Below are 13583 nucleotides of genomic sequence, written 5' to 3' on the forward strand. Positions count from 1 at the left end.
GACCATGGACGAGCAGCTCTGGGACTACGTCGTCGTCGGCGGCGGCACCGCCGGGTGCATCGTGGCGGCGCGGCTGAGCGAGGACCCCGCCGCGACGGTGTGCCTCGTGGAGGCGGGCCCGAACGACGAGTCCGAGGAGCGAGCTGGCCAGATCCGTCGGTGGGCGGAGATGCTCGAGGGCGAGTACGACCTCGACTATCGCAGCGTGCCGCAGGCGCGCGGGAACTCCTTCATACGACAGGCGCGGCTGCGCATCCTGGGCGGGTGCTCCACGGCGAACACCATGATCAGCTGGCGGCCATTGCGCGGCGACCTGGACGAGTGGGCCGCGGCGGGGGTGGACGGCTGGGGTTACGACCTGATCGCCCCGTACTTCGACCGGCTGGAGGCAGACATCGTGCCGGTGGACCCGGCCGACCGCAACCCTTACGTCGCAGACGCCGTGCAAGCGGCATCGACCGCACTCGGGCTGACCGCGCGCGAGACCTGGAACGACACCGAGTTCGTCGAGGGCGCCGGTTTCTTCGAGATCGGCTACGAACCGCGCACGAACCTGCGTTCGTCTGCTTCGCGGGCATATCTGCACGGCGTGCAGCGGGCGAACCTCCACCTGCAGCTGGAGTCGGTGGCCGAGACGCTGCTGATCGAGGAAGGCCGCGCGGTGGGGGTGCGCGTGCGCACGCCGCAGGGGACGCGTGAGCTGCGGGCACGGCGGGAGGTCATCGTCTGCTGCGGTGCCATCGATAGCCCGGCGCTGCTGATGCGTTCGGGAATCGGGCCGGCCGCGGTCCTGAAAGAGGCGGGTGTGCCGGTCGTCGTCGATCTCCCCGGCGTCGGCGAGAACCTGCAGGATCATGCCGAGGGGCTGATCGTGTGGGAAGGGCGCACACCGCGCGACGATGTCTCCGCCACGGGCTGGGACGCCGGCTATGTCGTGCGCATCGATCCCGACAGCGCGGTGCCCGATATTTCCACGCATATCCCCCTGCACTCGTGGACGGTGCATGCCGAACGATTCGGCGTGCACATCCCCGCGGACAACGTCTCCTTCGCCCCGAACGTCGCCAAGCCCCGCAGCCGTGGGCGCGTGTGGATCACCAGCGGCGACGTCGATGAGGCACCGAGCATCGACTATCGCTACTTCACCGACCACGAGGGACGCGATGAGCGGATGCTGGTGGAGGGCGTCAAGCTCGCCCGCCGGGTCGCCGCCGAGGCGCCTTTCGCGCAGCACATCGGGCGCGAAGTCTTCCCCGGCGCCCACATCAGCACGGATGAGGAGCTGTCGGCCGTGCTGCGGGCGACGCATCAGACCGTCTACCACGTGTCCTGCACCTGCCCGATGGGCGCGGACGACGACCCCGCCGCCGTACTCGATCATCGACTGCGGGTGCGCGGAGTCGCGGGACTTCGCGTCGTGGACGCGTCGGTGTTCCCCACCATTCCCGCATTGAACCCGGTGGGATCGATCATGGTCGTCGCCGAGCGGGCAGCGGATCTCATCCGTGAGGCGGCATCGGAGAACGCGACGGCCGGCGTGGCGGATCAGCCGATGTCGTCGGCGGGAGGGCGGGTCAGCAGCGGCTCGATGTCGAGGGTCAGGTCGATGATCTGACGCAGCAGGCCCCCCAGCGTCGTGGCCTGCAGCAGGGTGAAGCGGTCCAGCTCACCCAGCGGAGCGATGGCCGCCAGCTGCCATGAGGACTCGACGGGATCGGGGGAGAGCTCCGTCTCGGCATCCCACCGCACGTTCTCGTCGTCGGCTGCGCGGGCGAGCACCCGCCGCACGATGTGCTCGGCTTCGTCGCGCAGCGGCGTGAGCGCGTCGGACCATTCCAGCGGAGGCACCTCTGACACGTCGGCGACGGGATACGGGTCATCCGGCAGCCACCGCTCGACGCGGATGCGCTCCGCGCCGATCGCCACCACCTGCAGGTCGGTGGCGGTGGGGGCGACACGCACCAGGCGCGCGAGGGTGCCGATGTCGCTGCGCTGATCGCCGCCGCCGGCTTCGGGGCCGCGCTCGATGAGCACGACGCCGAACTGCGGGTCCTCCTCGTCGAGGAGCCGGCCGATCAGGGTGAGATAGCGCGGTTCGAAGATGCGCAGCGGCAGCGGGGTGTACGGGAGCAGCACGCTGCCCAGCGGGAACATGGGCATGCCGGTCATGGCGACAGTCAACCACCCGTGCGGGTCACGCAACCCCTCGCGCCGCATCTCACCGCATTCCTACAGTGAGGCCATGACCCACCCGCGTCCCGACCCCATCGGCCCCGGCCAGGAATCCGTCTGGGACTACCCGCGCCCGCCCCGCATCGAGCGTGTCGACACCCCCGTGACGATCGACCTCGGCGGCGTCCGCATCGTCGACACGGCCGACGTCGTGCGGGTGCTCGAGACCAGTCACCCGCCGGTGTACTACCTGCCGATCGCGGCGTTCGCGCCGGGCTCGCTCGTCCCGGCGGAGGGCAGCTCGTACTGCGAGTTCAAGGGTGCGGCTCGCTATCTCGACGTGCGCGGCGGCGACCGCGTCGCGCCGCGCGCCGCCTGGAACTATCCGCATCCCTCGCCCGGCTACGAACTGCTGGCCGACCGCGTCGCGGTGTACGTCGACCCGATGGACCAGTGCGCGGTCGACGGCGAGACGGTGACGCCGCAGCCCGGCCTCTTCTACGGCGGCTGGGTGACGTCGTGGGTACGGGGCCCGTTCAAGGGCGGGCCGGGCTCGATGGGGTGGTGAACCGGGGTGTGGGTGCCGGCCCCCCAGCCGGCACCCGTCGCCGATCCCCCCGAACCGGCATCGCACACGCTAGGGCACCCCTCCGACATCGGCCCCGTGGCCAGCGATGACACCCGGTGGCATCATCGGGCCATGACCCGCTACGCCATCGACGCGCCGACGGCGCTGCGGCTGATCGAGGAGGACGCGGTGCTCGGCCCCGGGCACTCCCTGGTCGCGCCGAGCGTGCTGCGCACGCACGCGCTCTCGCTGCTCTACCAGCAGGTGCGTGCCGGCGCGCTCGAGGAACGCGTCGCCCTCGCGCGGCTCGAACGCCTCGCCGAGCTGAAGATCCGCCTTCTCGGTGACCGCGTCTCCCGCGCCACGGCGTGGAAGCTGGCCCTGCGGCTCGGCTGGCCCGACACACCCCCGGCGGAGTACCTCGCCGTCGCCATGCTGCAGGCGGACCTGCTGGTCACGGACGATCCGCACCTGCGCAGCGGTGCCGAAGACCACGTGGCTCTGGCTCCCTACGAGGCGCTCCTGCGCTGACCCCGGCTGCCCGTCGTGCTCAGCCGGGGGCACCGAAGCGGGCGAGCAGGCGCACGAGCGTCGGCAGCCCGCGGGAGGTCGCGGGCTCGCCGGTCACCTCCTCGATCGTAGGGGTGGCATTGCCCTCACCCGCCCGCTCGTTGACGGAGACGACCCAGCCTTCACCGGCATCCACCACCCGGCACCGGCGGTGCGCGGCGACGCGCGCCAACTCTGCATCGTCGGGGTCGATGCGGCCGTCGGCGTGGAATGACACCTCTCGCCGCGCGGCATCCGGCTGCTCGGCGTGCGCATCCACGATGCGCGAGATCTCCGACAGCGGCAGCGCGCAGGCATCGCGACGCAGGCCGGTGCGGGCTTCCAACGCACGCACCGCGTCGGCCACCGCGCCGGCGGGATCGTCCGCCCGGAAGACCACGGTGCCGTTGCTCTGGAACGTCACCGCGTCGGGCACGCCCGCATCGGCGAACGCGGCGAGGATGTCCGCCGTGGACGGATGCCCGCGCTGGCCCTGATTGACGTTGCGCAGAAACCCGACCCACTCGTCCACGGTCGCGATGCTACGACGACTCCGCCTCGCTTGTCATGAAACGCTCGCCGGGAGGCGTCGTCCGTGACGGGGGAGGCGAAGGGGGAGCGACGGTCAGCGTGCGACGGCGGCCGCGACGGCATCGGCGACCAGCGCGTACGTGGCCGGGTCGAATGCCACGATGCGCGCCTCTGCCACCGCCGTGTCGGCAGCGGCGAGCGTCTCGACGGCGGCGCCGATGGCATCCGCCTTCGGCCAGGCATACACGCCGGCGCTGATGAGGGGGAACGCCACCGACCGGACGCCCAGCTCGTCTGCCACCTGCAGCGACCGGCGGTAGCACGACACCAGCAGCGAGCGGTCGCGTTCGCCGACGGCGAAGTTCGGGCCGACGGTGTGGATGACCCACCGCGCCGGCAGGTCGCCGGCGGTCGTCCAGCCGGCATCCCCCGTCGCCAGCCCGTCGGGGAACCGTGCGATGCACTCGCGCAGGATCTCGGGGCCCCCGGCGCGGTGGATCGCGCCGTCGACGCCTCCGCCCCCGCGCATGGCGTTGTTCGCCGCGTTCACGATCGCGTCCACCTGCTGCTCGGTGATGTCCCCGCGCACCGCGATGATCCTCGTCATGACGCCAGTGTCGCCCACCGCGTCGCCGCTTGGCGAGCACCCGTCTGCGGGATCGGCGCACAGCATGCGCGGCGCGGCCGGAAGTGGTATCCGTTGAGAGACGGAAGGGACGCCATGCCCGCGACGACCAGCGCCGACCTTCCCGGCCTCGCCGGTCGCACCGCTCTCGTCACCGGTGCGAGCGACGGAGTCGGTCTCGAGGTGGCTCGCGCGCTCGCCGCTGCCGGTGCCCACGTCATCATGCCGGTGCGCAACCGCGACAAGGGCACCCGTGCGATCGAGAGCATCCGGGGCGGCGTCCCCGACGCGAGCCTCGAGCTGCGCGACCTCGACCTCGCCCGCCTCGACTCGGTGCGGGCGCTCGTCGCGGGACTCGCCGCCGAGCACACCCCGATACACCTCCTGCTGGCCAACGCCGGTGTCGTGCTCCTCGGCGACCGCAGACGCCACCTCACCGCAGACGGCTTCGAGCTGCACTTCCAGACCAACTTCCTCGGCCACTTCGCCCTGATCATCGGCCTGCTTCCCGCGCTGCGAACGGAGCGATCCCGCATCGTCATGCAGACCAGCGTCGCCGTGGCGTTCAGTCGCCTCGACTGGTCGGACCTGCAGCTGGAGCGTCGCTACGCGGCCCTGCGCGCCTATGCCAGGTCGAAGCTCGCTCTCGCACTCTTCTGTGCCGAGCTTGCACGGCGCAGCGCGGTGACGGGCGGCGCAGCCGTCACCGTCGCCCAGTCCCACCCCGGCGTCGTCCCCGCGACGGCGATCGCGCCGGACATACGCCGCCGGACACCGCCACCCGTGGCTCGACTGACCGCCCGCCTCGGCAATCCGCTGCCGCTCGCGGCGCTCCCCGCCCTGCAGGCCCTGACGGCGGATGCCGACGAGGGCGCCTTCTTCGCCCCCTCCGGGATGCTGCAGCTCGCGGGTGCGCCGCGGGCGCGGCATCCGTTTCACCGCGCCATGAACAAGCAGGATGCCGAGCGCCTGTGGCGGGTCGCCGAGGACCTGCTGCAACAGTCCGGCCGCGGTGGGGTGCGCCTGCAGTAGCGTCGAGCCCGTGACCACCCGGCTCACGCTCGACCAGGCTTACCGCCCCAGATCCCCGACACCGCCCAGGCGGCACGGGCACCCGACGGGTGGTCCGGAGCCAACGGAGCGAGGGAGACGAAACGGGGGTTCGGGTGGGGGCGTTTCGTCTCGCTGCGCTCGCTCAACGACCGGCCCGCGGGTCGTTGAGCGAGGGAGCGGAGCGAGCGAGACGAAACGGGGTGCGGCGCGGGGGCGTTTCGTCTCGCTGCGCTCGCTCAACGACCGGGTCGGGGGTCGTTGAGCGAGGGAGCGGAGCGACCGAGACGAAACGGGGTGCGGCGCGGGGGCGTTTCGTCTCGCTGCGCTCGCTCAACGACCGGGGAGTGCGCTCGCTCAACGACCGGGGAGTGCGCTCGCTCAACGACCGGGGAGTGGGCTCGCTCAACGACCGGGGGCCCACGGGTCGTAGTCGACCTCGAGGGGCTCCTGGGGCGGGCGCTCGTCCTCGGGCACGTGCTGCAGATTCACCCGGATGCGGTACCACAGCGAACTCGACCCGCGCATGCCGTCGACGAGCACGTCAGCGGGGGAGAGGTGCGCCACGACAGCCGGATGCCGCGCCTTCCAGTCATCCAGCCCCGCCAGGGCCTCGTCCTTCGTCGCGGCGCGCGCGATCTCGATGAGCGGCATCGCCGAGACGCGCCGGCCCGCTCCGCCGCCCGCGCCCCGCGGCGCGCGCTCCGCCGGACCGAGCCGGTCGGCGAGCGCCAGCAGCGCGTCGAGTGACCCCGCGGCGGCATCGATCCCGGCATGGGGGTCGCCGATCTCGGCGAACCGGCGGCGCACCGTCGGCACGGTGAACTCCTCGGGACGACGCACCCGCAGCTCGTCCCACCCCAGCGGCGTCGAAACGCGGGCATCGGGAAGGGCGCGCACCGAATAGGCCGACGCGACCGTGCGGTCCTTGGCGTTCTGGTTGAAGTCGACGAAGACGCTCTCGCCGCGCTCCTCCTTCCACCACTGCGCGCTGGCGAGCCCCGGCGCCCGGTCGGCGACCTCCCGTGCCAGCGCCTGCGCCGCCAGGCGCACCGCCGCGAAGTCCCACGCCGGCTCGATGCGCACCAGGATGTGGATGCCGCGCGACCCGGAGGTCTTCGGCCAGCCGACGAGGCCGTGGTCCTCGAGCACGTCGCGCACGACGAACGCGACGTCGACGATCTGCTGCCAGTCGACGCCCGGCATGGGGTCGAGATCGATGCGCAGTTCGTCGGGGTGATCGAGGTTCCCGGCGCGCACCGCGTGCGGATTGAGGTCGAGGCACCCGAGGTTCACGACCCACGCCAGCCCCGCGGCATCCCGGATCACCGCTTCTTCGGCGCTCGTTCCCGAGGCGTACCGCAGCGTCGCCGTCCCGACCCACTCGGGGTGGTTCTCGGGCACGCGCTTCTGGAAGAACGGCTCCTTGTCGATGCCCTTCACGAAGCGCTTCAGCACCATCGGGCGGTCGCCGGCGCCGCGCAGGGCCCCCTCGGCGACGGAGAGGTAGTACTGCACGAGGTCGAGCTTCGTCAGGCCCGGCTGCGGGAAGACCACCTTGCCGGGGTGACTCACCCGCACCTCGTGCCCGTCGGCGTCGACGGTGACGGCGTCGTCTTTCGCGGATGCCATGGCGGTCACGATACGCCCGTCGCGCCGCCGCGGCGTCGGCGATCACGCGGACGGGTGGCGCCGCGCCGACGGATGCCTACGATGGGGCGTGAACAGCGTCCGATCGGATGCCGGGAGGAGGGCAGCACCATGGTCCAGGTGCGCGTGGCCGGCGTCGCTCTCGATCCCGAGGGACAGCGGGTCGTGCTGCTCAAGCCCATCGACGCACTTCCGGGCGAAGGTGCGATCCTGCCGATCTGGATCGGGGCGCAGGAGGCGACGTCGATACTCATCGCGGTCGAGGGGGCCGTCACTCCGCGTCCGCTCGCGCACGACCTGATGCGCTCGATGATCGCGGCGCTCGACGCCGAGGTCGACCGGGTGGAGGTCGCCCGCATCGACGACGGCACGTTCTACGCCGAGGTCACCCTGTCGTCGACGCGGGGGACGCAGGTCGTCGACGCCCGCCCGTCGGATGCCATCGCGCTGGCGTCGCGCACGTCGGCGCCGGTGTTCGTCGCCGATGACGTGCTGCTCGAAGCGGGGATTCCCGACGTGCTGGCGACCGCAGACGCGGAGGAGAACATCGAGGAGTTCAAGCACTTCATCGACGATGTCGAGCCGGAGGACTTCCGGGAGTGAGCAGAGGGCGCCCCCGGTCACGGCTGCTGACGGGCAGCCGCTTCCAGCAGCTGCCGCAATCCCGCCTCGGGGAGTGCGGACCCGAAGGCGGGCGAGCCTGGCTCGATCAGCCGCCCCGCCGCCAGGGGGCCGATGACGACGGGTGCGAAGCCCAGACGTCGCACCAGCGCGGCCACGGCATCCGTCGCCGGCCCGTCGTCGCCGGCGATCGCGATCGCCGTGCGATGCGGGTCGTCTTCGGGCAGCCGGCGCGGGGCGAGGTCGCGGTAGGCGATGTGGTTGAAGGCCTTCACCACGCGAGAGTCCGCCAGCACGGACTGCACCATCTCGCTGGTGGAGCGTGCGGGTTCGACCCAGTCGTCGCGATCGCCGTCGACCTCCCGCCAGTGGTTCATCGCGTCGATCACGGTCTTCCCCGCCAGCGCCGCCACCGGAAGGTCGTGGACGGCGCTCAGCGGGAGGGCGAGGATCACGAGGTCCGAGGTGGCGGCCACCTCGTCCGCCCAGCCCAGCTGCACGGCCGGCAGCAGCGCGTCGCGCATCATCCGCAGCCGCACGGGCTGCGCCGAACCCGCCGCCTTCACCGTCAGCCCGGCCCGATCGGCGAGACCGGCGAGGGTGCGGCCGAGCTTGCCGAAACCCAGGATCCCGAGCGTCGGGGGCGAGGTGTCGGAGATCATCGGTCCATCCTCGCGCGCATACGGGCAGTCGGGGGGATGCCGCAGCCGGGGAGCGCCCGGCGCGGGCGGATGAAGAAGTGGCGGAGGATAGGGGATTCGAACCCCTGAGAGCTTTCACTCAACACGCTTTCCAAGCGTGCGCCATAGGCCACTAGGCGAATCCTCCATGGCCCCGGAGGGCCGCGGGACAGTCTACCGGGTGCGAGGGGGTGCTGTTGTCGCAGGCCAGCGGGGGCGGCGCGGGCGGGGCGTCCGCAGCGCCGCGGTCAGGTTGTCACGCGGTCTGTGGCGTACGTGCTGCCGGGTCGCACGATGAGCGAGCGCGGCGCGACCACGGCCAGCGCCCGCCGCCGGCGCGCGGCCGAACGCGCCAGCGCAGAGTGGACGGATGCCGCGGCCGCCGCAAGCCCGCGGCCATCGGCACCGCCCGCCGCGTCGCCCCGCCCACCGCTCACGACGGCGGAGGCGGCCGGCGCGTACGCCTGACGTTCGATCGCCGCCACGAGCACGTCCATCGCGTCTTCCGGCGCGTCGTGCTCGGCGACGAGACGGGCGCCGAAAGCGCGCGGGGACTCCGACGCGGGCACCGCGATCCCGAGGTCCACCGCGGCTTCCCGCACGCTCAGCCAGGCGGCCGCGGCATCCCCGCCCGCCGCTGCGGCGAGGCGGCGGCGGCGCCTGACCTCACGGGCGACCGCCGGGATGGACAGCAGCACGAGCAGCCCGAGCAGCGTCAGCACCACGATCAGCGAGAGGCCCTGCGGGGTCGCCGCGCCGGAGGCGCCCGGATCGGCGGCGTCGGGCGCAAGGTCGGGATTGATCGGCTCGACAGGGCGGGCCGGCGCGGCAGTCGGTTCCAGCCCTTCGGTGATGTCCTCGCCGCCGTCCTCGGGTGTCCCCACCCGCTCGGGCAGGAAGGACGTGGGCGTGCCCAGGCTCTTGGTCGGCTCGAACGGCACCCAGCCGATGCCGTCGAAGTGGACTTCCGGCCACGCGTGCAACTGGTCGCTGTTGACCTGATACTCCGTCTGGCCTTCGATGATCCTGCCGTTGCCGGTGCCGGGGAGGTAGCCGACGACGATGCGCGACGGCATGCCCAGGGTGCGGGCCATGACCGCGAACGCCGACGCGAAATGCACGCAGTACCCGCCGCGTTCGGCCAGGAACCCCTCGATCGCGTCGATGCCCGACCCGTCGAAGCCGTACCTCACCGGTGCGCGCAGCGAGTAGGTGAAGTCCGGTCCCCGGAACCAGCTCTGCAGCGCGATCAGCCGGTCGTAGTCGTTCTCGGCGCCTGCGGTGACCTCCTGGGCGGTGCGGGTGATGACGTCCAGCGGCTGGTCGTCGGGGAGGACGGACGTCGCATCGCGCAGCGCGGTGCCGCCCGCCTCGGTCGCGCGGATCTGCTCCCTCGTCGGGCGGGGCAGGTGGGTCACCACCTCGTAGGACTGACCCTGCGAGCTGGTCGTCTGGCTGACCACGGTGCGGTTGTACGGCATCCACTGCCACTCGCCTTCCAGCCCGGCCACCTCCACAGCCGGGAACGAGACCGGCAGCCAGGCCGACGCGAGGTTCGTGACCTCGATCGTCGTACGGTAGGCGGTCACCCGCAGCGCGGGATCCACCTCGATCTCATCGATCTCGGTGCCGTCCTCGAAGGGCAGTGCGCCGATGCGGTCGGGCTGCCACTGCTCGCCGTCGAAGCTCGACAGCGTCGTCACGCGCAGATACGGCGGGACCGGTGCGTTGGTGCGCACGTTGAGGACGGGCTCGCTCGCCGGCTGCCGCAGGTCCGATCCCAGGTTGAGCGACGGGTCGATGGTGTTCGCCGGTCCGATGCCGGCGGCGGTGGATCGGGGGGCGGGCGTCGGCAGCAGCGGGGTGACCGTCAGCGCGACGACCACCGCGATGGCCCCGATCCCCAGCGCCGTCGCGCCCACGCCCGCCGGCTGCGGGGGCGTCTGCATCCTGCCCGGTGCCGCCCGGGCCGCCGGCACCTCGCGGGTGCGGGTCTCAGCGCGCAGCAGGAAGAGCAGCGTCACCGCCAGCAGCGCGAACGCCGCCAGGTCCACGCCCCGGGGAACGGCGATCGCCGGCACCAGCCACACCGCCACCACCCCGACGGCGGCCAGCAGCGGAAGCCGCGCCGTGACCACGACATGGTCGAGCACGACCGTGAGCAGCCCCGCTGCGGCGATCAGCAGGAAGGTCAGCGCCCGCCCGGCATCCAGCGGGGCGGCGCCGACGAAGATCTCGTTCATGCCCGCCGAGACGACCACCGGAACCTCTCGCACGGTCTCCGGGGTGGGGATGACCCCCAGCAGGGCGGTGTCGCTGAAGAACACCGCTGTCAGCGCGAGCGCCCAGAGCCCCGCCTGCAGGCCGGTGACCGCCACCGCCGGCACGCGTCGCGTGCGGGCGAGGTAGCCGGCGGCGAGCAGCGCCGTCGCCAGCAGCACGGCCCCCAGCAGCCCAGGGCCGGGCTCGATCACCCGCACGAGCGGCGCGATGGCCGCCACCACCACTCCCAGAACCGCGACCGTGAGCCGCAGGTCGGCGCGGCGATGCACGCGGCGGGTGACGTCAGGAGAGGACACGGCCCACCCCCCGGTCCACGGCGTCCTGCCAGGCGGCCGCGAGGTCGTCGTCCGGGCCGATGGCGGCGGGATGCCAGCCGTGCTCCGCCGCGTGCGCGAGCGCCTCTCCCACGGGAGCGACCGACAGCAGCACCGGCAGGGAGGAGTGGTGGGCGACGGGGGCGAGCGTCGCCGCATCCGCCGCGTCGAAGCGCCCGACGATGACCACCAGCGGGCCGCCGATCGCGCCGACGAACCGGGAGACCAGGTCGCCGAGATGGTCGTCGCGGCGGGTGATGAGCGTGGCGAACCCGGTGCCGAGGGTCTCGACGGCGGTGAGGTCGCCGCCCTCGATCGGGTCGGCGAGCGGGTGACCGTCGGCATCGGTCACAGAGACGGTGTACCCCTCGCGCACCAGGCGCGACACCACCGAGACGCAGGCGCTGAGGGCGCGCTCGAATCCCGGATCCAGTCCCGCACCCCGCATCGCGTCGGTGCTGAATCGCCCGGTCGACAGATCGAGCACGACGGTCGCGGCGGGCGTCGACTCCTGCTCCTCCTGGCGCACCATCAGCTCGTCGCGGTGCGCGCTGGCACGCCAGTGGATGCGGCGCATCGAGTCGCCGGCGACGTAGACGCGGGGGATGAGGTTGTCGGCGCCCTGACCGAGCTCGTTCGACGCCGTGTGCCGAGTGCCGCCCGCCTCGCCGGGCAGGTCCGAAAGGGCAGGGAGATCGACGACCTCGGGAGCGACCACGACCTGGGTGACCAGCGGCAGCGTGTGGCTGCGCAGCACCAGGCCGAACGGGTCGGTCGACGACACCGCGAGGGGGCCGAGGGTGTGCACGCCTCGCCGCGTCCCCTCGATGCGGTAGTCCACGTCCACGGTGTGCGGCTCGCCGCGCAGGCTCGATCCGAGTGCCGGGAACACCCCGCGCGCCCCGCCGGCGACGACCGTCGTCCCGCCGCGTCCGCCGGCATCCGGTGCGGCGTCCCCGGCGGGCGGGCGCACCCACCCGAGCCCGGGAGAGAGCGTGTCGTGCCACGTGCCCGGACTCGACGCCATCGCCGAGCGCAGCGACACCCGCGCCGTCACGCGGGCCTGCCCGCCGACGGTGAGCACCTCGGGCGTCACGGTCCGCGTCATTCCATCCGCCCGGCGTACCGCATACAGACTCAGCAGGGCCGCCGCCACGACGGCCAGCAGCAGCACCGCGACGTACAGCAGCTCGGGCACCCCCTGGTCGGAGGCGAGGAGCAGGCATCCCAGCCCCAGCAGCACGGCACCGGTGCCCCGGATCGTCAACGGCCACGGGCGCTGCATGATCGCCTCAGGCGCGGGCGGTCAGCGGCACGCGCACGGATGCCGCGATCTGAGCCAGCGCGGCCACCACGGCGTCGCCGGTCGAGCGGGCCCGTGCTGTGCCGGCGTTGCGGCTCGGGATCAGCCGGTGGGCGAACACCGGCTCGAGCAGCGCGGCGATGTCGTCGGGGATGACGAAGTCGCGCCCGTCCAGCGCTGCGCGCACCTTCGCCGCACGCACCAGCTGCAGCGTTGCGCGTGGGCTGGCGCCCAGGCGCAGATCGGCGTGGACGCGGGTCGCCTGCGCGAGGGCGACGGCGTACTCCTCGACCGCGGGGGACAGATGCACCGAGCGCGCCCAGCCGATGAGCCTGCGCACCCCGTCCGCGTCGACGACGGGCGAAATGGCCGACAGGGGATTGGTCGCGTCGCGCTGGCGCAGCATCAGCCGCTCGCTGGCGGCGTCGGGGTACCCCATGGAGATGCGCATCATGAAGCGGTCCCGCTGCGCTTCCGGGAGCGCGTAAGTGCCCTCCATCTCCAACGGGTTCTGCGTCGCCACGACCAGGAACGGCTCGGGCAGCGCGTGCGACTCGCCGTCGACGGTGACCTGGTGCTCCTCCATCGCCTCCAGCAGCGCCGACTGCGTCTTGGGGGAGGAGCGGTTGATCTCGTCGGCGATGACGATGTGCGCGAAGATCGCGCCCCGCTTGAACTCGAACTCGCGGTCGACCGGGTTGAACACCGACACGCCCGTGACGTCGCCGGGCAGCAGATCGGGCGTGAACTGGATGCGGCGCACGGTGGCGTGCACGGATGCCGCGAGCGCGCGGGCCAGCATGGTCTTGCCGACGCCCGGCACGTCCTCGATGAGGAGATGCCCCTCGGCCAGCAGGCAGGTGAGCGCGGAGCGCACCGCTTCGGGCTTTCCATCGATGACGCGGGTGACCGAATCGATGATCTCACCGGTCCTGCGGGCGAACTCCTCCGCGGTGACGGGTTCCCCGGACTGCTCGCTCATGCGTTCCCCTCGACCGCTGGCAGAAGCGCGCAGCGTCGTCGCCGCGCCCGTCGATCGTAACCCGCGCGAACGAGGGGCGGGTCGAGTCGGGCTACACTGGTGTCAGCTCTCCGCGAGGCGGCATCCAGGCCAACTCCCCCAGGACGGAAACGTAGCAAGGGTAACCAGGCTCTGCCGGGTTCGCGGAGAGTCTTACTTTTTCCGCCGGGCGATGCGGCCACGGCGATTAGTCACGGACCGGCGGTCTGTCGGGCA

At 72.4% G+C, this 13583-nt stretch carries 13 protein-coding genes, 1 tRNA gene and 1 other RNA gene; 6 read left to right on the forward strand and 9 right to left on the reverse strand.

The genetic code is table 11. The annotated features are described in order from the left end of the window. The first annotated feature begins 4 nt into the window (after nt 1–4). A complete protein-coding gene (locus NQ165_RS06790; RefSeq protein ID WP_257532398.1) occupies nt 5–1615 on the forward strand; it encodes a GMC family oxidoreductase in 1611 nt (536 codons plus the stop codon). On the opposite strand, the gene NQ165_RS06795 is transcribed toward NQ165_RS06790, so the two are convergent. Further along, nucleotides 1546–2169, reverse strand: coding sequence for an LON peptidase substrate-binding domain-containing protein (locus NQ165_RS06795; protein ID WP_257525926.1), 624 nt, complete (start codon nt 2167–2169; stop codon nt 1546–1548). The two genes, NQ165_RS06790 and NQ165_RS06795, sit on opposite strands and share 70 nt — an antisense overlap. A 73-nt stretch (nt 2170–2242) precedes the next feature. Here NQ165_RS06795 and NQ165_RS06800 point away from each other — a divergent pair, with 73 nt between their 5' ends. Together NQ165_RS06800 and NQ165_RS06805 are read left to right on the forward strand one after the other, a co-directional pair. Next, nucleotides 2243–2740, forward strand: a complete 498-nt coding sequence (locus NQ165_RS06800) for a DUF427 domain-containing protein (protein WP_257525923.1) — start codon at nt 2243–2245, stop codon at nt 2738–2740. A gap of 132 nt (nt 2741–2872) precedes the next feature. Next, a complete protein-coding gene (locus tag NQ165_RS06805) occupies nt 2873–3271 on the forward strand; it encodes a hypothetical protein (protein ID WP_257515828.1) in 399 nt (132 codons plus the stop codon). Between the two features lie 19 nt (nt 3272–3290). Here NQ165_RS06805 and NQ165_RS06810 read toward each other — a convergent pair whose 3' ends face one another. Together NQ165_RS06810 and NQ165_RS06815 are read right to left on the reverse strand one after the other, a co-directional pair. Next, nucleotides 3291–3821: a DUF1697 domain-containing protein gene (locus NQ165_RS06810; protein WP_257532155.1), complete on the reverse strand. Its 531-nt coding sequence runs from the start codon at nt 3819–3821 to the stop codon at nt 3291–3293. A gap of 93 nt (nt 3822–3914) precedes the next feature. Beyond that, complete coding sequence (locus tag NQ165_RS06815) at nt 3915–4427, reverse strand: O-acetyl-ADP-ribose deacetylase (RefSeq protein WP_257532156.1); 513 nt, start codon at nt 4425–4427, stop codon at nt 3915–3917. A gap of 114 nt (nt 4428–4541) precedes the next feature. Here NQ165_RS06815 and NQ165_RS06820 point away from each other — a divergent pair, with 114 nt between their 5' ends. Further along, nucleotides 4542–5477 (forward strand): SDR family oxidoreductase, encoded by a 936-nt coding sequence (locus tag NQ165_RS06820; RefSeq protein ID WP_257525920.1) that lies wholly within the window; start codon nt 4542–4544, stop codon nt 5475–5477. A 423-nt stretch (nt 5478–5900) separates the two neighbouring features. On the opposite strand, the gene ligD is transcribed toward NQ165_RS06820, so the two are convergent. Further along, entirely contained in the window at nt 5901–7127 is a 1227-nt protein-coding gene (ligD, locus tag NQ165_RS06825; protein WP_257525919.1) for a non-homologous end-joining DNA ligase, read from the reverse strand. Nucleotides 7128–7256: 129 nt separating this feature from the next. On the opposite strand from ligD, the gene NQ165_RS06830 reads away from it, so the two are divergent. Further along, complete coding sequence (locus NQ165_RS06830) at nt 7257–7748, forward strand: bifunctional nuclease family protein (protein ID WP_257525918.1); 492 nt, start codon at nt 7257–7259, stop codon at nt 7746–7748. Between the two features lie 17 nt (nt 7749–7765). Here the strand turns inward: NQ165_RS06830 and NQ165_RS06835 are convergent, their stop codons facing one another. From NQ165_RS06835 to NQ165_RS06855, 5 genes are all read right to left on the reverse strand, one after another. Beyond that, nucleotides 7766–8428, reverse strand: a complete 663-nt coding sequence (locus NQ165_RS06835) for an NADPH-dependent F420 reductase (protein ID WP_257525917.1) — start codon at nt 8426–8428, stop codon at nt 7766–7768. Nucleotides 8429–8506: 78 nt separating this feature from the next. Next, nucleotides 8507–8594, reverse strand: a tRNA-Ser gene (locus NQ165_RS06840). 100 nt (nt 8595–8694) lie between these two features. After that, nucleotides 8695–11025 (reverse strand): DUF3488 and transglutaminase-like domain-containing protein, encoded by a 2331-nt coding sequence (locus NQ165_RS06845; RefSeq protein WP_257532158.1) that lies wholly within the window; start codon nt 11023–11025, stop codon nt 8695–8697. Further along, on the reverse strand, nt 11012–12328 hold the full coding sequence (locus NQ165_RS06850) for a DUF58 domain-containing protein (RefSeq protein WP_257525913.1): 1317 nt from the start codon (nt 12326–12328) through the stop codon (nt 11012–11014). Before NQ165_RS06850 ends, NQ165_RS06845 begins: the two co-directional genes overlap by 14 nt. 7 nt (nt 12329–12335) lie before the next feature. Further along, nucleotides 12336–13328, reverse strand: coding sequence for a MoxR family ATPase (locus NQ165_RS06855; protein WP_257525912.1), 993 nt, complete (start codon nt 13326–13328; stop codon nt 12336–12338). 101 nt (nt 13329–13429) lie between these two features. On the opposite strand from NQ165_RS06855, the gene ffs reads away from it, so the two are divergent. Further along, an RNA gene (gene ffs / locus NQ165_RS06860) (signal recognition particle sRNA small type) lies at nt 13430–13526 on the forward strand. Nucleotides 13527–13583: the final 57 nt, after the last annotated feature.

Source organism: Microbacterium sp. zg.Y1084, assembly GCF_024623595.1.
Taxonomy (GTDB): domain Bacteria; phylum Actinomycetota; class Actinomycetes; order Actinomycetales; family Microbacteriaceae; genus Microbacterium; species Microbacterium wangruii.

Bases quoted from the DNA above. Each gene is read 5' to 3' on its own strand.
- NQ165_RS06790 (WP_257532398.1), top strand. From the start codon at position 5: ATGGACGAGCAGCTCTGGGACTACGTCGTCGTCGGCGGCGGCACCGCC.
- NQ165_RS06795 (WP_257525926.1), bottom strand. From the start codon at position 2,169: ATGACCGGCATGCCCATGTTCCCGCTGGGCAGCGTGCTGCTCCCGTAC.
- NQ165_RS06800 (WP_257525923.1), top strand. From the start codon at position 2,243: ATGACCCACCCGCGTCCCGACCCCATCGGCCCCGGCCAGGAATCCGTC.
- NQ165_RS06805 (WP_257515828.1), top strand. From the start codon at position 2,873: ATGACCCGCTACGCCATCGACGCGCCGACGGCGCTGCGGCTGATCGAG.
- NQ165_RS06815 (WP_257532156.1), bottom strand. From the start codon at position 4,427: ATGACGAGGATCATCGCGGTGCGCGGGGACATCACCGAGCAGCAGGTG.
- NQ165_RS06820 (WP_257525920.1), top strand. From the start codon at position 4,542: ATGCCCGCGACGACCAGCGCCGACCTTCCCGGCCTCGCCGGTCGCACC.
- ligD (WP_257525919.1), bottom strand. From the start codon at position 7,127: ATGGCATCCGCGAAAGACGACGCCGTCACCGTCGACGCCGACGGGCAC.
- NQ165_RS06830 (WP_257525918.1), top strand. From the start codon at position 7,257: ATGGTCCAGGTGCGCGTGGCCGGCGTCGCTCTCGATCCCGAGGGACAG.
- NQ165_RS06835 (WP_257525917.1), bottom strand. From the start codon at position 8,428: ATGATCTCCGACACCTCGCCCCCGACGCTCGGGATCCTGGGTTTCGGC.
- NQ165_RS06850 (WP_257525913.1), bottom strand. From the start codon at position 12,328: ATGCAGCGCCCGTGGCCGTTGACGATCCGGGGCACCGGTGCCGTGCTG.
- NQ165_RS06855 (WP_257525912.1), bottom strand. From the start codon at position 13,328: ATGAGCGAGCAGTCCGGGGAACCCGTCACCGCGGAGGAGTTCGCCCGC.